Annotated in this window: 12 protein-coding genes; 6 read left to right on the forward strand and 6 right to left on the reverse strand. The window is 51.3% G+C overall.

Translation table 11 applies throughout. The features are described 5' to 3' along the window. Positions 1–16: 16 nt before the first annotated feature. Complete coding sequence (locus tag QZ310_RS11145; protein ID WP_297072794.1) at positions 17–208, reverse strand: hypothetical protein; 192 nt, start codon at positions 206–208, stop codon at positions 17–19. 101 nt (positions 209–309) lie between these two features. Here QZ310_RS11145 and QZ310_RS11150 point away from each other — a divergent pair, with 101 nt between their 5' ends. Next, the gene (locus QZ310_RS11150; protein ID WP_297072796.1) at positions 310–558 is read left to right on the forward strand and encodes a hypothetical protein; all 249 of its coding nucleotides are present in this window, start codon (positions 310–312) and stop codon (positions 556–558) included. 469 nt (positions 559–1,027) lie between these two features. Here QZ310_RS11150 and nifJ read toward each other — a convergent pair whose 3' ends face one another. The 4 genes from nifJ to frc all read right to left on the reverse strand — a co-directional run bounded on the left by nifJ (position 1,028) and on the right by frc (position 9,025). Continuing rightward, positions 1,028–4,645, reverse strand: coding sequence for a pyruvate:ferredoxin (flavodoxin) oxidoreductase (gene nifJ, locus QZ310_RS11155; RefSeq protein ID WP_297072799.1), 3,618 nt, complete (start codon positions 4,643–4,645; stop codon positions 1,028–1,030). A gap of 97 nt (positions 4,646–4,742) precedes the next feature. After that, on the reverse strand, positions 4,743–5,714 hold the full coding sequence (locus tag QZ310_RS11160; RefSeq protein ID WP_297072801.1) for an AEC family transporter: 972 nt from the start codon (positions 5,712–5,714) through the stop codon (positions 4,743–4,745). Positions 5,715–5,815: 101 nt separating this feature from the next. Then, entirely contained in the window at positions 5,816–7,573 is a 1,758-nt protein-coding gene (gene oxc, locus QZ310_RS11165; RefSeq protein WP_297072803.1) for an oxalyl-CoA decarboxylase, read from the reverse strand. A 141-nt stretch (positions 7,574–7,714) separates the two neighbouring features. Next, positions 7,715–9,025 carry a formyl-CoA transferase gene (gene frc / locus QZ310_RS11170; protein ID WP_297072805.1) on the reverse strand — a complete coding sequence of 437 codons (1,311 nt, stop codon included), beginning with the start codon at positions 9,023–9,025 and terminating at the stop codon, positions 7,715–7,717. A 272-nt stretch (positions 9,026–9,297) separates the two neighbouring features. On the opposite strand from frc, the gene QZ310_RS11175 reads away from it, so the two are divergent. From QZ310_RS11175 to QZ310_RS11185, 3 genes are all read left to right on the forward strand, one after another. Then, positions 9,298–9,900: a chromate transporter gene (locus QZ310_RS11175; RefSeq protein WP_297072807.1), complete on the forward strand. Its 603-nt coding sequence runs from the start codon at positions 9,298–9,300 to the stop codon at positions 9,898–9,900. Next, a complete protein-coding gene (locus QZ310_RS11180; RefSeq protein WP_297072809.1) occupies positions 9,897–10,466 on the forward strand; it encodes a chromate transporter in 570 nt (189 codons plus the stop codon). The genes QZ310_RS11175 and QZ310_RS11180 overlap by 4 nt, the downstream gene beginning before the upstream one ends. Before the next feature lie 110 nt (positions 10,467–10,576). Further along, positions 10,577–11,857: a folylpolyglutamate synthase/dihydrofolate synthase family protein gene (locus tag QZ310_RS11185; protein ID WP_297072811.1), complete on the forward strand. Its 1,281-nt coding sequence runs from the start codon at positions 10,577–10,579 to the stop codon at positions 11,855–11,857. Between the two features lie 1,268 nt (positions 11,858–13,125). Here the strand turns inward: QZ310_RS11185 and QZ310_RS11190 are convergent. Further along, positions 13,126–13,596 (reverse strand): CYTH domain-containing protein, encoded by a 471-nt coding sequence (locus QZ310_RS11190; protein WP_297072814.1) that lies wholly within the window; start codon positions 13,594–13,596, stop codon positions 13,126–13,128. A 185-nt stretch (positions 13,597–13,781) separates the two neighbouring features. Here QZ310_RS11190 and QZ310_RS11195 point away from each other — a divergent pair, with 185 nt between their 5' ends. Both QZ310_RS11195 and QZ310_RS11200 read left to right on the forward strand, forming a co-directional pair. Then, positions 13,782–16,283 carry a DUF5686 and carboxypeptidase-like regulatory domain-containing protein gene (locus QZ310_RS11195; RefSeq protein WP_297072816.1) on the forward strand — a complete coding sequence of 834 codons (2,502 nt, stop codon included), beginning with the start codon at positions 13,782–13,784 and terminating at the stop codon, positions 16,281–16,283. Between the two features lie 257 nt (positions 16,284–16,540). Continuing rightward, positions 16,541–17,320 carry a glucose 1-dehydrogenase gene (locus QZ310_RS11200; RefSeq protein WP_297072817.1) on the forward strand — a complete coding sequence of 260 codons (780 nt, stop codon included), beginning with the start codon at positions 16,541–16,543 and terminating at the stop codon, positions 17,318–17,320. Positions 17,321–17,553: the final 233 nt, after the last annotated feature.

A 17,553-nucleotide genomic window follows, 5' to 3' on the forward strand; every position in this document is an offset into this window, starting at 1 on the left:
TCGGTTTTGATAGTCATTACTCTGCCGGATGGCAATTGGAAAGCTGCGCAGCAGCGCTGCGATCATAGCCCCTGTTGCCGTGCGTATATACCACGATTACCGTCATTGCTGCGGAGTTTTTTATTTTTTTTCTCCCTGTATGTTGGTTTTGATAGTCATTACTCTGCCGGATGGCAATTGGAAAGCTGCGCAGCAGCGCTGCGATCATAGCCCCGCATCGAGCGGCAACGCAATGAAGCCCGCAGGGCGTAATTGCGTGCCGCGAAGGTGTGTGGGTTATCGGTAGAGCCATAGCGACGGGCATCGAAGATGTCCGATAATATCATCCCGGCAAAGGCAAACCATCAACCCGTTTCAAATAACGAAACAGGTAATATCTGGAATTTTCAATTCCCCCAATTGACATCACCAATTATTCGCAATACCCAGAAACGTGCGTTATTATCGGACATCTCCGATGCCCGTGGCGTAGATGGTATTTCTTTCCCCACACACCTTCGCGAAATGCAATTACGCCCTGCGGGCTTCATTGCATTGTCGCTCGATGCGGGGCTATGACCGCAGTGCTGCTTCGCAGCTTACCAATTGCCATCCGGTATTAAAGAATTAATTTCAGGTAAATTATACTATCATATAACAAATTTGTTATATAACTTCAAGCTGATGCACAACGCGTTATAGGGACTTATGTACCCCTTGAGCCATCCCCTTTTCATCGCATATAAACCGGATTTTCAGATTGATATTTGATTGTTTAGCATGAAAAAAGAGGGAGAAGAGTTACGGCAACACTTCTCCCTCGGCTTCAAAATCAACGTCAAAACTATTGTTATATAGCGCCGTAGGTTTTGCTGTTAATCCGGAGCTTGACCGATGAAATTCCGGTCATGAAAATAAATTTTTGGCCTCATGCCTCACTTGCCGGGCCGGTGGTGGCGCTTGCATGGAATGAATGTAAACACTATTTAATACAATTCCATACTATTTATATAATGCCGTTGGCACCGAATTGTTCAGTGTGGAGATTTTATTTGTCTCCGGCAAGGCGTCGCAGGGCTTCAAGATTGCGGTTGCAATCCTGTTGCAGTTCGGGGCCGAGGATTCCAGCCTCTTTCGGATCGGTCATCTTCAGGTCGGCATACCGGTCCTCGTTGACAGTATATTCGGCAACGGTCTTCACCGGCTCCGAGTTCGGATAGCGTGGCGATGCGGTCAATGGTGAAGAGCCGTTAGTCCCGCTGTTGTCAGCGCCGGGGACCGGAGAGTCGATTGTCAGCGCGGTCTCCCCCTTGGCGTATGCCTCGGGATTGAAGCGGTAGAGAGGCCAGTAGCCGGATTCGACCGCGCGCCGCTGCTCTACAATCGAATGGCCCAGTCCCGGACGGATTCCGTGGTTCAGACAGGGACAGTAGGCAATCACGATGGCAGGGCCGGGATAGCGTTCGGCTTCCGAGAGCGCGTCGATGGTCTGTTGGTAATTGGCTCCGAGCGAAACGGAGGCGACATAGACCGAACCGTAGGTCATCATCATGCGTCCGAGTTCCTTTTTGGCCACACGTTTACCGTCGGGGGAATATTTAGCCACAGCGCTTCGTGGAGTAGCCTTGGAGGTCTGTCCTCCGGTGTTGGAGTAACACTCCGTATCCATCACCAGTATCTTTATCGGTTCACCCGAAGCAAGCACATGGTCAAGCCCGGCAAACCCGATGTCGTAGGCCCAACCGTCGCCCCCGATAGCCCAGACGCTCTTCTTGCCGAACATGTCGGAGGCTTCGAGCAGTTCCGAATAGGCAGGATTCACGTCCTTTACCGGTTCGAGCATAGCCTTTAGCTGTTCGCCGGTCGACTGTGAAAGCTCCGGGTCATCCTTTGCTGAATACCATGCCTCGAGTGGCGATTTCAGATAGGGGAGGGTGTCGGGTGAGTCAATCAACGTTTTCACCTTCTGAGCCACTCTTTGGCGGCGCTGTTCGAAAGCGACAAGCATTCCGTAGCCATACTCACCGTTATCCTCGAAGAGTGAATTGCCCCACGCCGGACCCTTCCCGCGTGGATTTGTGCAATATGCGTTGGAGGGGAAATTGGCACCCCAGATGGAGCTGCAACCGGTGGCGTTGGCAATTACGAGGCGTTCGCCGAAAAGCTGGGTGAGGAGTTTGACGTATGGTGTCTCTCCGCAGCCCGCACATGCTCCCGAGAATTCCAGACAAGGCTGCTGGAGCTGCGAACCGTTGATGCTCTCGCGCGGCAGGAGATTGTCTTTCAGACTCACGTTTTCCTGCGCCCATTCGAGCAACGGCACTTCGCGCCCGAGCACATCCTCAAGCGGTGTCATCGTCAGGGCGTGTCCCGGACAGATGATAGAGCACGACGAGCAGCCGAGGCAATCTTCGGGATAATTCTGGATATGGAATTTGTAGCCTTCGAGCTGTGGCGCTCCTGTTGCCTCCTTCATGGCAAAACCTTCGGGAGCTTTTGCGGCCTCCTCAGGCGAGAGGATGAAGGGACGGATGGCGGCGTGGGGACAGACGAGCGAACATTCCGTACATTCGACACATTTGTCGGCATCCCATACGGGGACCCGTGTGGCTATGCGGCGATGTTCGTAGGCCGTGGTTCCGGGAGGAAGTATGCCTGCAGGATCCAGTGCCGATACCGGGATGAGGTCGCCGTGGCCTTTTATACAAGGCGTGTGGATATTCTTGATGAACGATTCAAGAGTCTTGGTCGCAAAGCGGGGTTCGCGCCGTTTGAGCGTTTCGGGAGCGCTTGTCCACCCTTCGGTATTATCATAGTCAATGGCCACGAGCGCGTCGACGGCCATTGAAATGGCTTTCAGGTTTTTCTCCACCACTTCTCCGCCTTCGTGGATATATGTCTTCCGGATTTGCTCTTTAAGCGCACCGAAGCTCTCGTCAAACGGGATGAGCTTGCTGAGATAGAGGAACACTGTCTCCATCGGCATGTTTATCCTCTCTCCGAGACCGCAGCTCGCGGCGATTTTGTCGGCATTGATATTGTAGAAGCGGAGTTTCTTTTCGGCTATGGTCCTGCGCATCTCAAGCGGAAGTTTTTCGCACATCTGTCCGGCTGTCCAAGGAGAGTTCAGCACGAAGATTCCGCCGGGCTTGATTTTGTCGAGCATGGTGAAGCGGTTGACGTAGGAAGTCTTGTGACACCCGATGTAGTCCGCACCGTTGATTCCGTAGGCCGATGTGACCGGTGCTTTTCCGATTCGCAGTTGCGAGATGGTGTAGCCGCCCGACTTTTTGGCCGAGTAGCTGAAATAGGCCTGGGCATAAAATCCGGGAGTGTTGCCGATGATGTCGGCCACCTGCTTTGTTCCTCCGACAGTGCCGTCGTTTCCAATTGCGTAGAGGATGGTCTGATAGGTACCGGCGGCTACGTTTGTCTCGACCTTTTCAGTCACGTCAATCGAGAGGTGGGTCACATCGTCGTTGATACCCACGGTGAACGGATTCTTTGGCGAAGGCTTTGCCATCTCGTCGAAAATGGCCTTGACCATCGACGGATCGAATTCCTTGCTCGAAAGACCGTAGCGTCCGCCGATGATGCGGATATTCTCTTTTCCGGTGGCTCCAGACAGAGCAGTGATTACATCCTGACAGAGCGGTTCATGTTGCGCCCCCGGTTCCTTCGTGCGGTCGAGGACAGCGATTGTCCTGACACTTTCCGGAAGGACGGCGCGCAAGGCTTCGACAGGGAAGGGGCGGTAAAGGCGGACTTTGACGACACCGGTCTTATAGCCCTTTTCACGGTTGAGATATTCGACCGTCTCGCCGACGACATCCGCGGCGGAACCGATGACCACTATAACGCGGTCGGCATCGGGCGCGCCGCAGTAGTCCACGAGGTGATATTGTCTTCCGGTCAGTTTCCCGACCTTGTCCATCGCATTCTGCACGATTGCCGGGAAGGCATCATAGAAGCGGTTGGGAGCCTCGCGGTTCTGGAAATAGACATCGGGATTTTGGGCGGAGCCGCGTTGGTCGGGGTGTTCGGGATTCATCGACTTGCGGCGGAATTCATTCACCTTGTCCCAGTCGACAAGCGGACGCATATCCTCGTAGTCAATCACGTCGATTGTGTCCATTTCCGACGATGTGCGCCATCCGTCGAAGAAATGCAACACCGGGAGCGACCCCTCGATTGCGGCAAGGTGGGCCACGAGGCCGAGATCCATCGTCTCCTGTACGGATGAGGAAGCAAGCATGGTGAAACCTGTCGCACGGCAGGCCATCACGTCCTGATGGTCACCGAAGATGGACAGCGCGTGGGTTGCAAGCGAGCGGCATCCGACATGGAACACCACCGGTAGCAATTCGCCGGAAATCTTATACATGTTAGGAATCATGAGCATAAGACCCTGGGATGCGGTGAAGGTTGTGGCGAGTGCTCCTGCTGCGGCTGCGCCGTGGACAGCTCCTGCCGCGCCAAGCTCGCTCTCCATCTCGCGGATTTCAAGCGCCTGCCCCATGAGGTTGCGCCGTCCTTCAAGTCCCCACTTCTGGGCGGTGTCGCCCATTGATGCTATCGGAGTAATCGGGTAGATAGTGGCGACATCGCTCAATGCGAATGCGACATGAGCGGCAGCCGTACATCCGTCAAGAATCTGTTTTTTCATTGCCGTCAGGTTTGGAAAGGAATGGTGGTATAAATAGTGGACATAAGGGAGAGTCAGTCCCTTATGCCCTGAAAATCTTTTTGTCCTGTCGCTTATGCTACATGGCTGCAGAGTGGACGCAGAGGTCGGTGATCCACAACCAGAGAGGACAGAATCCGATAAATAATATCACTGAAAGAGTAAGTGACGACGTACCGGTCGCGACGTAGGTGTCATACTCGTCGGCGATGATAATGCCTGAGAAGGCAGGGGGAAGAGCGCCGGCTACGACAAGCATCTTAAGGTTCATAGGATCCATGTGGAAGATAAGACCCATGATAAGAAGCACTGCAGGCATCATGACCATCTTGAGGATGGAACCGAGGACAGCCTGCCAGTTGATGTCGACCTTGATGGCAGAGAGTGTGATACCGGCTGAGAATACGGCCATTGAAGCGTTGGCACCTTTGATAAGATCGAAGGAAGGACTTGCCCACTTAGGCCAGGGTATACCGACGAGTACCCATACAACTGCAAGGATAGGAGCCCAGGCGACAGGCTGTTCGAGTGCGTGGAGCACAGGAAGCCATGCGCTCTGTTTTTTGGTCGAGCCGGGCTGCTGTTTTTCAAGCGAGGCGTTCATGAGTGAAAGACCGACAGGAATACCGACGGCATTCACCACGATACTTACGATTGCGACCACGAGGGCTACTGACGGAGTGGTGCCGAAGATAGGTTCAAGCACGGCGAATCCGAGGAAGCCGATTGTAGGAGAACCGCTGATAAGGGCCGAGACGGCAGCGTCGGCACCGGTGTTTTTCTTGAACATGCGGAAGACATAATACACAATCATGAAGCAAAGCATAATGCCTATGAGTGAAATCAGCGAGAGCTTTATGTCCTTGGCCAACATGTCACGTGTGGCCTGCACGATAGATACGAAAAGGGCGGCAGGTAAGGCGTAGTCAAGCACGACCTTATTGAACTTCTTGGCGTCGTCGCCGGAGAAGATACCCTTTTTTCCCGAAATGTAACCGGCCAGCATCACGACGATGATCGGGACGATGGCAAAAAGGATAATATGTTCCATAAATTAGTTGATTGAGATTTGACTTGGAAGTTGAAAGACGGGCGCGGAAGTGTGGTGACGCTTCTCGCGCCCGTGTGAGTTTCGGATTTCGGGAAATTGCCTTATACGGTGATGTCCTGAAGCGGTGCGGGGTTGAGGTAGCCGATGTGGCCTGATTCCTTACCCGAGTCGGCTGCAAGCTGAACGTCAATCAGACACGGTTTCTTGCTTGCGATGCTCTCGGTGAGGGCTTTTGCAAGTTCGTCGGGAGTCTGGACGTAGTAGGTCTGTGCGCCGAATGCGTCGCCGAGTTTGTCGTAGCGCGCGTGAATGTCAAGGGTGGTAGGAGCGGGATCGGTAGTCTTGTCGAGAGGCACACCGACGCCGTTGTAGATACCGCCGTTGTTGAAGATGACCACGGTCACAGGGAGGTTGAAACGGCAGATAGTCGAGAAATCCATTCCTGAGAAGCCGAAAGCAGAGTCACCTTCGATTGCAACGACCTGCTTGCCTGTGGCGACGGCTGCACCGATTGTCGAACCCATGCCCATGCCCATGATGGCCCAGGTTGCACAGTCGACACGATGACGCGGGAGCGACATGTTGACGGCATCACGGGTATCGTCGAGCGTATTGGCTCCCTCGTTGATGAGGATGATGTCGGGATTGGATTCGATGATGGGCTTGATGACACCGAGTGCGGTCCAGTGGTGCATAGGCATCAGGCTCTTGGTCTCTTCGAGACGTGCCGCGAATTTCGCATCCTTGGCCTTGGTCTCGGCCTGCAGTCCGGGAACCCATGTCGGGTCGGCGCTCATCTTCTTGCCTTCCATCTTTGCGAGGATGGCATCGAGCGAGAGGCCCATGTCGCCAACCACAGGAGCTGCGATCGGCACATTCACGTCCATTTCTTCAGGAGCGACATCGAGCTGGATGAATTTCATGTCGGGATTCCACTTGCCGCGTCCGAAGCTGAGCATCCAGTTGAGACGGGCACCTATGACCATGACGACATCGGCTTTCTCCATGATGGTCGAACGGCATGAGAGCGCACTGAGAGGACCGGCATCGGGCATAAGGCCCTTGGCCATTGACATGGGGAGATAGGGGATGTTGTATTTTTCAATGAGTGTCTTGATTTTGTCGTCGACCTGAGCGTAGGCCGCACCCTTGCCGAGAAGGATTGCCGGACGCTTGGCTGAGGTAAGGATTTCGACGGCGCGGTCAACGGAAGCCTCGTTAGGAGCGACCGGTGAGTAGACATCGACGGGCTGATAGAGGAGCTTTTCGGCCTCCTCGCGGTCCATGATTTCACCGAGGGCGGGGGTTGTCATGTCGATATAGACACCACCGGGACGGCCCGAGACTGCCACACGGTAGGCGCGTGCGACTGCCGCAGGAATATCCTTGGCGTGGCTGCAACGGAAGGCTGCCTTGACAAGAGGTTTGGCTGTGTTGAACTGGTCAAGCTGCTCGTAGGTGCCGACATTCATGTCGACCATCGTCGGGTCGCTTGCACCGGAAATCTGTATCATAGGATAGCAGTTGACTGTTGCGTTGGCAGTCGCTGTCAGTCCGTTCATGAATCCGAGCGAGGAAACGGTCATCAGCACACCGGGTTTCTTAGTGAGGAAGCCTTCGGTTGCTGCGGCCATGCCTGCCTGCTGTTCATGGCGGAAGCCGACGAAACGGATTCCCTGGCCCTGGATAAGATAACCCGCTTCGGTGATAGGAATACCGACGAGACCGTAGACATTTTCAATCCCTATATTTTTAAGTGCCCTTGCGAGGATATACATACCCGTCACCTGCTCCGGAAAATGAGGCGCCGGTTTCTGAGGACATGCACCCTGGGGAGCTGTATTGTTTGTTGTTGCCATAACTGATTTCGAATTGATGATTTCTGTAATAGAAAAGAGAGGACAATCAGCAGTTTTGCCTAACAAGACAATTCCCGATTGTCCCCTCTCTTTTATGTTATCTGTTGATAGTGCGTCTGTGATTGAAATGTTCTGTCACGATTACATCTTACCGTCGGCAAGGGGAGCCGTGGTTCCGTTCTTTGCGAACGATGCAATCTGGTCAGGAGTGTAGCCGAGGTCTTTCAGGATCGAATCGGTATCTCCGCCGAGTGAAGGACAAGGACCGTAGGTAGGCTGGAAGTTACTCATTGTGAACGGGCAACCGACAGTCACGAATTCGCCGATTTCGCCACCCTGATTAATCTTAACGAGGGTGTTGCCATCATAAAGCGACTGGTCTGACATCACTTCCTTGGTAGAGAGGACAGGACCTACAGGCACGCCGTATTTCGAAAGGATTTCGACCACTTCGAATTTGGTCTTGTCGGCAGTCCATGCGCCGATTCTCTTGTAGATTTCATCTTTGTGCTTGTCACGTGCGTCGGCAGTGGCGAAGTCGGGGTTGGTGAGCCAATCCTCGAATCCGAGACCCTGACATGCGAGCTTGAATTCCTTCTCGCCACGCTGGAGGATGATGTAGACATAGTTGTTGGCATCGACGGCAGAATCCATATCGCCTGCGGGCTTACATTTGTAGGTCCAGCCAAGGACGCCGCCACCCTCGATGTTGCCTGAACGGGGCACACAGTCACCGAACTTGCCGTTAGGATACTGCGGGAACTGGGTCAGATAACCGATCTTGTCGAGTGTGAGCTGGTCACGGGTCTTGATACGGCAGAGGTTAAGACATGCGTTGTGCATTGACTGGTAGACGAAACATCCTTCGCCGGTGCGCTCACGCTGCTGAAGTGCTGCGAGAAGACCGATAAGGAGGTGCATACCGGTGTTCGAGTCACCGAGGGCTGCCCCGCTCTGGGTAGGAATGTTGTATTCGCCTTCATACCATCCGGTTGTTGATGCGGCGGCGGCTGTCACCTGTGCGATAGGTTCGTATGCCTTGAGGTCCTTATATTTAGAAGATACAGGGAAACCCTTGATGGTACCATAGATACAGCGAGGGTTGAGTGCATGTACTGCTTCCCAGCTGAAACCGAGCTTGTCCATTGCTCCGGGGTGGAGGTTCTCGACGAAAATATCGGCTTCCTTGATAAGTTTGGTAAGGATGTCCTTTCCGTCGGGAGTCTTTGCGTCGAGTGCGAGAGACTTCTTGTCGGAGTTGAGCTGGAGGAAATAATAACTTGGAAGATTGGGGTTGAACTGAAGTTCTTTACGTGTTGCATCGCCAACGCCCGGACGTTCGATCTTGATGACATCGGCGCCAAGCCATGCAAGCATTTGGGTACATGAAGGACCCGACTGGACTTCTGTAAAGTCAACTACCTTGATTCCTTGTAAGGGTGCTGTATTCATAATATTTATAAGTTTGTTTTGATGATTATGTCAGATTATCTGTTCGATTAAGTTTTTTACGGTGTGTCGTTTTTTCATTAGTTCGGAATACGCATGGATTTTCGGGATGAAGCCCGTAAATACCTTTACGTTTCATCATTAAAACAAGCGGAATGCTGAAAAGTTGAATTTATACAACTGTTAAGTTAGAATTTTGTAATTTTGCAGAATAAAATGAAAGTTCCCGATAAGGGAGATGAGTTTCTGAAACAATAGTAGAATCCATAATCAGCATGAATAGAATCTGTTTCCAACTGTTTCTGTCATTTTTCAAGATAGGAGCATTTACGTTTGGCGGAGGTTGGGCAATGCTTTCCATCATAGAGAAAGAGATTGTCGATAAATTTCATTGGATAGAGCGAGAGGAATTCCTCGACCTGCTTGCCGTGGCGCAGTCGCTTCCGGGAATCCTTGCGGTGAATGTGGCAGTGGCTGTCGGCGATAAGCTCCGCGGGCTTCGCGGTTCCATAGCTGCTGCCATCGGGTGTATCCTGCCGTCGTTTCTGATTATCCTCTGCATAGCGATTTTCCTGACCCCGGACCTGATAAAGAACAATCCGACTTTGTCGGCAATTTTCATGGGTATCCGTCCGGCCGTTGTCGCCTTGATTGTCGCTCCGGTCATATCCTCGGCTAAATCGGCGAAAATCGGTTGGAAGACAATGGCTATTCCCATCGGTGTTGCCCTGCTGATTTATTCGCGCTGGCCGATTGTGTCAAATCCCATATTGTATATAGTCTGTGGCGGTTTCTTCGGATGGCTGTGGTTCTCTCACCATGTGAGATCGTTGCAAAAGGTTGAAGATGAAGTAAGAAAGGAGGATGAGAAGCTATGATTTATCTCAGATTGATATGGGCCTATCTTAAAATCGGCCTTTTCGGTTTCGGTGGCGGTTATGCGATGCTCGCACTCATTGAGCGTGAGATTGTCGGGCCGGGATGGATTACCGAGCAGATGTTTACCGACATTGTGGCTATTTCGCAGATGACACCCGGACCTATCGGTATCAATTCCGCCACATATATAGGCTATGTCGCTCCTGCGGAGTATTCGGCAGCTTTCGCATCACCGATTTACGGGATACTCGGTTCGCTGCTCTGCACGTTCGTAGTGTCGTTTCCGTCGTTTGTGCTTGTGGCCTATACCAGTCATCTCATACGCCGGCACAGGGATAGCGTTGTGGTGAAAGGTATTTTTGCCGGTCTGCGTCCTGTCGTGGTCGGTCTTATCGCTTCCGCCGCGCTTCTGCTCATGAATTCGGCCAATTTCGGAGAGACTTCCTCGCAGGTAATCACCAGTATCGCCATCTGTATAGGCGCTTTTATCCTTGTCTACTGGGTGAAATGGCATCCGATTCTGATTATCTGCCTCGCAGGGCTTGCAGGATGGATTATTTATTAAGTATAAAGTATTAAGGATTAGGTATTAAGTACGTATTTAAGTATTAAGTAAGTATTTAAGTACAAAGTCTAAAAGTATATAAGATAAGAAAGGTGTAAGGAGGTTTTGCTATGACTTATCAGGCTGCTATTGAGTTTTTGTTTAATTCTCTTCCGGTGTTTCAGCGGGAGGGGGCTTCGGCTTATAAACCGGGATTGGGTACGTCAATTGCACTTGACGATATTTTCGGTAATCCGCACCGCAAATATGCAACAATACATATTGCAGGTACCAACGGTAAGGGTTCGACTGCCCATACACTTGCAGCCGTGCTTGCAAGGGCAGGCTACAGGACCGGTCTTTACACTTCACCCCATATTTTTGATTTCAGAGAGCGCATAAGGGTCAACGGTGAGAAGATTTCAGAGGAGGCTGTGGTTGATTTCGTGACCCGTTGGAAGGGGATGGATTCGGCGCTGACTCCCAGCTTCTTTGAGTTGACCTCGACGATGGCGTTTGAATATTTTGCCGACCAAAATGTGGATGTCGCGGTCATCGAGACCGGTTTGGGCGGACGCCTTGACAGCACGAATATCATCAGTCCTGTCCTTAGCATCATCACCAATATCTCCCACGACCATACGAACCTGCTTGGCGATACGCTTGAAAAAATAGCTTTTGAGAAGGCCGGTATCATCAAGAGCGGTGTCCCGGTGGTGATAGGGGAGGTTCTGCCGGAGACTGAGCCGGTGTTCAGAGCTAAGGCTGAGGAGGTGAAGGCTCCTATCCATATCGCTGCTCCGGTTGAGGCAGTAATTGAGGATGGCGGCTCGATTCTTTATCCCTCAACTCCGTTTGGCGCTGTCAAGGGTGAATTGTCCGGCGCTTGTCAGGTGAAGAATACGGCGACCATACTCTGTGCGCTCCTGCGGTTGAGGGAACTTGGATTCAATATCCAGGATGAGGCAGTCGGTACAGGTTTTGCCAATGTCTGTGAGGATACAGGGCTGATGGGACGATGGACGGTGCTGAGAAACAAGCCTCTGACGGTTTGTGATACCGGCCACAATATCGGTGGATGGGAATATATCGCGTCGCAACTTTCGTCAAGAAAGGAGGGACGTGTCCATCTGATTGTCGGTTTTGTCAATGACAAGGATATTTCGGCCATTCTTGCTAAAATAGCTTCTATCGGTGTGGACAAGCGGCTCTATTTTTCCTCCCCGTCAGTTCCGCGCGGGCTTAAGGCTGAGGCACTTTCATGCAAGGCTGCTGAATTCGGCATGGAGGGGGAAGTGATTGACGATGTGAACCTCGCGCTTGCAAAAGCTACCGCCGAGGCATCGGACAATGACCTTATCCTCATCGCCGGAAGCAATTTCCTAATCGCAGATTTGAAATTGGAGGCATGATAACGGTCTCAGAAGAGATGGTTTAGAGAAAATTTTAAGAGATACATTTTTAAGAGATACAGAAGTACAAAAGGTTCAGAAGAGACAAAAGGTTTAGGAGTGACAAAAGTTCGGAGTAACAAAAGTTCAGCAAGAATAAAATTTCAGCAGGAACAAAATTTCAGAAGTGACGAATGTTATTTAGCAACCATTGATTTTCAGTGTGTTGGTGAGGCTTAGCCTATTTGTGTGATTTTATCACCGTACCGGATGGCAGCCAATAAGACCGGATGGCAGCTAACAAGATTGGATGGTAGCTAACAAGTTGCGCAGTTACATTGCCACAATTCCTTGCTGCAAAGCTGCGTTGCGATGTCGTCGTGCCGGATGGCAATTGGAAAGCTGCGCAGCAGCGATGCGGTCATAGCCCCGCATCGAGCGACAATGCAATGAAGCCCGCAGGGCGAAATTGCATTTCGCGAAGGTGTGTGGGGAAAATGGATGTCATTCCCGCCACGGGCATCGAAGATGTCCGATAATAACACGCGTATTCGGATAATTAGATTATTGGTGATGTAAATTTGGTGAATAGAAAATGCCGGATATTACCTGTTTCGTTCGTTGAAACGGGTCAATATCATGGAGGATTGTTTGTATATGCCGGATTGATATTATCGGACATCTTCGATGCCCGTGCCTACATGTCTACCGATAACCCACACACCTTCGCGGCACGCAATTACGCCCTGTGGGCTTCATTGCGTTGCCGCTCGATGCGGGGCTATGATCGCATCGCTGCTGCGCAGCTTTCCAATTGCCATCCGGCAAGGTGATGACGCAAAGATATTTCGCCGCTTATTGATTCGATCTGGGAATGCATTCGATCCGGAATGCATTTAATCCGGAAAAGAAACGGGATGATTGTTTGTGTATGCCGGATTGATATTATCGGACATCTTCGATGCCCGTGCCTACGTGTCTACCGATAACCCACACACCTTCGCGGCACGCAATTACGCCCTGTGGGCTTCATTGCGTTGCCGCTCGATGCGGGGCTATGATCGCATCGCTGCTGCGCAGCTTTCCAATTGCCATCCGGCAAGGTGATGATGCAAAGTTATTTCGCAGCTTATTGATTCGATCCGGGAATGCATTCGATCCGGAAATGCATTCGATCGGGAATGCATTCGATCCGGAAATGCATTCGATTTGGGAATGCATTCGATTCGGAAATGCATTCCATCCGGAAAAGCATTCGATCGGAAATGCATTTTATTCGGAAATGGATTTTATTCGACGGGGATGCCGGGGGTTTTTGAGAGGACGGAGTTGTAGTAGCGGGGATCGCCGGAGACTTCTTTGCCGATGAAATCGGGGAGGGAAGGGTTGCAGTCGGCTGAGGGCATTTCGATTTCGGCGACAATCAGTCCTTTGTGTTTTCCGTGGAAGAGGTCCACTTCCCATTTCCAACCGTCGTGTTCAACGATATATCTTGTCTTGTCGATTGCAAATCCTCCGGCAAGGTGCGTGGCCATCTCCTCCGCGTCGCTGACGGGGATGGGATATTCCCATTCGTCGCGGACAATGCCGCTGTTGCGTCCCTTGACAGTCAGGTAGGCAGAACCGTCGGTGATGCGCAGGCGGACTGTCGCATCGGGGTTGGCAGAGAGGTAGGCCTGACGGATATGTTTTGAAGAAATTGCCTTAGACATGAATGACGTGTTGGTAACCAGGAATTTGCGCTCGATTTCTTTAGCCATATCAGTGGTGAGGAGCTGTTGTGAGTGTTAAAAGAGTAAAAATGGACAGGGGCTATGGTGGTAGTCCGGTCTATTATGAGTAATTTTGCAAAGTTAAAGAAGATTGTAACTATTTGCAACATTTCCACATGGTCAATTTGCGCCCGCTTATGCGCATCGCTATATTTTCCGTTTTTCTTTTATGGATGCTTCCCGCCGCAGGCCTTAATGTCACGGTGAAGGGAGTCGTGACCGATTCTCAATCGAAGGAACCGGTGCCGTTTGCCACCGTGATGCTGAAAGGCACTGACAGAGGAGTGCTGACGGACGATGCCGGAGCATACTCCATCTCGACTGCATTGCCGTTCGACAGTGTGCTTGTCTCGGCTATCGGTTACAGTACCATCACTTTGCCTGTCAAGGTGAAGGGTACGTCGCTCAAACTTGACATCAAACTTGACCCTACGGGCGTGTTGCTCGGAGAGGTTGTGGCGAAACCGAAAAGGGTTCATTACACGAAGAAAAACAATCCTGCCGTGCAGTTCATGGAGCGTATACGCCACACGCAGGATCTCAACGACCCGCGCCGCCATGACAATTACAATTATGACAAATACGAGCGCATCACCCTCGCAATCAACAATTATAATGTGAGCGATTCAGGCAAGGGGAGTGGTATGGGTAAGAATTTCGCCTTTCTGAAGGAGTATGTCGACACGTCGGAAATCTCCGGAAAGCCTATCCTCAATGTGGCTCTCCGCGAAAAGCTTGCATCCGTCCATTACCGTAAGGATCCGGAAGCGGAGAAGGAGTATGTCAAGGGTCTGCGCTCATCGGGCCTCGACGAAATTCTCGATAAGCAGAGTGTCCAGACTTTCTATGAGGATGTCCTGCGCGAAGTGGATGTCTATGACAATGATATAACCATTCTCCAGACCCGTTTCGTTTCACCTCTATCGCGCATTGCTCCGGACTTCTATAAGTTTTATCTTACGGATACGGTCATGGTAGACACCACGAAGTGCGTGGAGTTGACATTCGTCCCCCGCAATCCGAGTTCGCTCGGCTTCACGGGGCGTTTCTATGTCCCCTTAGGCGACACGACAATGTTTATCAAGCGCATCATACTCCGTGCGCCACACGACATCAACCTTAACTTCATCGACGGCCTCGTCATATCGCAGGACTATGTCAAAGCCCCCGACGGTTCGCGATTGAAGGTAAAAGACGACATGATGCTTGAAGCGAGCGTCATTCCCGGTACACCCGGACTGTATGGTCACCGCTACACCGTCTATGATTCGCATAATTTCGAACCGGCCCCTGACCAGTCCTTGTTCAAGCGCGGGGCAAATCAGATTTTCGCGACCGGTGCGCAGGGGAAGGATATGGAGTTCTGGAATGAGAACCGCAAGGCTGAGATAGGCCGTGGGGCCAATTCAATCGAGCAGATGATGAAGCGGTTGCGCTCAGTCCCGCTGTTCTACTGGACGGAAAAGACGGTGCGTCTGGTGACATCAGGCTATGTCCCGACGTGGAATCCGTCGTATTTCGACATGGGCCCTATGACCACAATGGTTTCCTACAACTCAATCGAGGGCTTGCGTCTGCGTCTCGGCGGCATGACCACTGCCAATCTGTCGCGGAGATGGTTCGCGCGAGGCTATGTGGCGCGAGGTTTCAAGGACCATAAGTGGAAATATAGCGGCGAGGTCGAATATTCATTCCGCGACAAGGAATATCATTCGCGGGAGTTTCCGGTACATTCGATAAGGGCCACGCAGCTCTACGATATTGACCGCCTCGGTCAGCTATCGGTGATGCACAACGTGGACAATATTTTCCTATCGCTGAGGCGTATGCCGGACCGTCAGGAGACCTATCACCGCGTGAGCAAACTTGAATACATACTTGAGACCGAGAATCATTTCTCGCTTGAGGCGAGAGTGCAGCAGGAGAGGCAGTATTCAACAGAATATATGACTTTCATCAACGGTCACGGGCAGGATTTCCGGCACTACACGATGAACTCTTTCCGTTTGCTTCTGCGCTATGCTCCGGGCGAGAAGTTCTATCAGATGAAGACCGGACGTATGCCCATCAATATGGATGCCCCGATCTTCACCCTTTCCCACACATTCGCTCCAAAGGGATTCATGGGCAATCCGTTCGCGCTCAATGTCACTGAGGCTTCATTCTCCAAGCGTTTTTGGCTCTCGGCTTTCGGATGTGTGGATTTCGGTGTGAAGGGTGGCCACGTCTGGTCGCGTTCGCCGTATCCCAATCTGCTTATTCCCGGTGCGAACCTCTCGTATATCATACAGTCAGACCTTTTCTCCTGCCTGAACCCGATGGAGTTCATCAATGACTCATACGCACAGTGGGATCTGACATATTGGGCCAACGGAGCCTTACTCAACAATATTCCGCTGCTTAAGAAGCTGAAATTGCGCGAGGCTGTCACATTCAAGGGTATATGGGGCCATCTGAGCGACCGCAACAAGCCGTGGCTGAATCCGGAACTGTTTGGCTTCCCGGAGATTGCCCACACGCAGGAGATGACCAATCAGCCTTATATGGAGGTTGGTGTCGGTCTGGATAACATCCTCCGTATTCTCCGTGTCGATTACACATGGCGACTGACTTACCGCGACAATCCGGATGCCTGCAAGAGCGGAGTCAGATTCACGTTCCATTTCACGTTCTAAAGTTAAGATACAAAAGCAAGGATACAAAAGCACAAAAGGACATAAGGAACAAAAGAATATATAGTTTTCTGTAAGGTTAGAGTTATCTTCAGATATTATATTCATTTGATTCTTGTGCCCTTTTGGGCTTTTGTATCATTGAATTATGATACGGCAGCCCCTATAAACATATCCTTCCGCAGGTTTGTTTTGATTATTATTGGCCGTTGTTTGCGGGATTGTTCCGTGAGACGGTATGATATGAAAATCAAAACCTTATGAAAGATATAGAAAATCTCTTTGACCTCAGTGGCAAAGTGGCTGTCGTCACCGGAGGCGGCGACGGTATCGGTAAAGGCTGTTGCAGGATTCTGGCAGCAGCCGGAGCATCGGTCATGGTCAGTGACCTTTCGCTTGAAAAGGCTCAGGCGACAGCAGATGAGATAAAAGCTGAAGGCGGTGAGGCAAGTGCCGTCGGCTGCAATGTCCTTGATGATAATGACCTTACAGCTTTGGTCGACAATGCCGTCAAGACTTACGGCACAGTCAACATTCTTGTCAATAATGTCGGGCTCGGCGGCGGTGGCAGGGAAAATCCGTTCAAGATTGACAAAGCATACATAGAGCGGATCTATGCCATAAATGTTTTTGCTCCCTGGCAGCTATGCAAGCTTGTCGCTCCCTACATGGAGCAGTCGGGCTACGGCAGCATCATCAACATCACTTCGATGAGCAGTCTGAACAATGAAGCTAACATGGCAATTTATGGGTCGTCGAAAGCCGCGCTGAATCATCTTGCTTCAAATCTTGCCTACGATTACGGCCCTATGGGCATAAGGATAAACAGTGTCGGGCCGGGAGCCACGCATACCAACGCGCTTGCTTCGGTACTGACTCCGGAGATGGAGGAGAGGATGTTGGTGCATACGCCTATCAAGCGTCTCGGTGAAGTTGCCGACATTGCGAGGGCCGTCCTTTTCTTCGCTTCTCCGGCCTCGTCGTGGATCAGCGGTCAGGTGCTGATGGTCAACGGTGGCGGAGTCCAGACTCTCGATTAGGGGGCATACTGATTATGCCGGATAAAATATAGGGAACTACAAGAGATACAAAAGCACAAAAGAGCATAAGAGACAAAAGGATTTTATAATAAAGGATATGAAGGTAACTCTCAATCTTACAGAAAAATATATATCTTTTGTTTCTTATGCACTTTTTTACTTCTGTATCAAAAAACGGTGATACAGCTCCCTATAAAAAACAGCCTGCAAGGTGGACGGACATGCTTTTGCTG

The sequence above is a fragment of the uncultured Duncaniella sp. genome (genome assembly GCF_910577345.1).
Lineage (GTDB): Bacteria > Bacteroidota > Bacteroidia > Bacteroidales > Muribaculaceae > Duncaniella.

Bases quoted from the DNA above. Each gene is read 5' to 3' on its own strand.
- QZ310_RS11150 (WP_297072796.1), top strand. From the start codon at position 310: ATGTCCGATAATATCATCCCGGCAAAGGCAAACCATCAACCCGTTTCA.
- frc (WP_297072805.1), bottom strand. From the start codon at position 9,025: ATGAATACAGCACCCTTACAAGGAATCAAGGTAGTTGACTTTACAGAA.
- nifJ (WP_297072799.1), bottom strand. From the start codon at position 4,645: ATGAAAAAACAGATTCTTGACGGATGTACGGCTGCCGCTCATGTCGCA.
- QZ310_RS11160 (WP_297072801.1), bottom strand. From the start codon at position 5,714: ATGGAACATATTATCCTTTTTGCCATCGTCCCGATCATCGTCGTGATG.
- QZ310_RS11200 (WP_297072817.1), top strand. From the start codon at position 16,541: ATGAAAGATATAGAAAATCTCTTTGACCTCAGTGGCAAAGTGGCTGTC.
- QZ310_RS11175 (WP_297072807.1), top strand. From the start codon at position 9,298: ATGAATAGAATCTGTTTCCAACTGTTTCTGTCATTTTTCAAGATAGGA.
- oxc (WP_297072803.1), bottom strand. From the start codon at position 7,573: ATGGCAACAACAAACAATACAGCTCCCCAGGGTGCATGTCCTCAGAAA.
- QZ310_RS11190 (WP_297072814.1), bottom strand. From the start codon at position 13,596: ATGGCTAAAGAAATCGAGCGCAAATTCCTGGTTACCAACACGTCATTC.
- QZ310_RS11185 (WP_297072811.1), top strand. From the start codon at position 10,577: ATGACTTATCAGGCTGCTATTGAGTTTTTGTTTAATTCTCTTCCGGTG.
- QZ310_RS11145 (WP_297072794.1), bottom strand. From the start codon at position 208: ATGATCGCAGCGCTGCTGCGCAGCTTTCCAATTGCCATCCGGCAGAGT.
- QZ310_RS11180 (WP_297072809.1), top strand. From the start codon at position 9,897: ATGATTTATCTCAGATTGATATGGGCCTATCTTAAAATCGGCCTTTTC.
- QZ310_RS11195 (WP_297072816.1), top strand. From the start codon at position 13,782: ATGCTTCCCGCCGCAGGCCTTAATGTCACGGTGAAGGGAGTCGTGACC.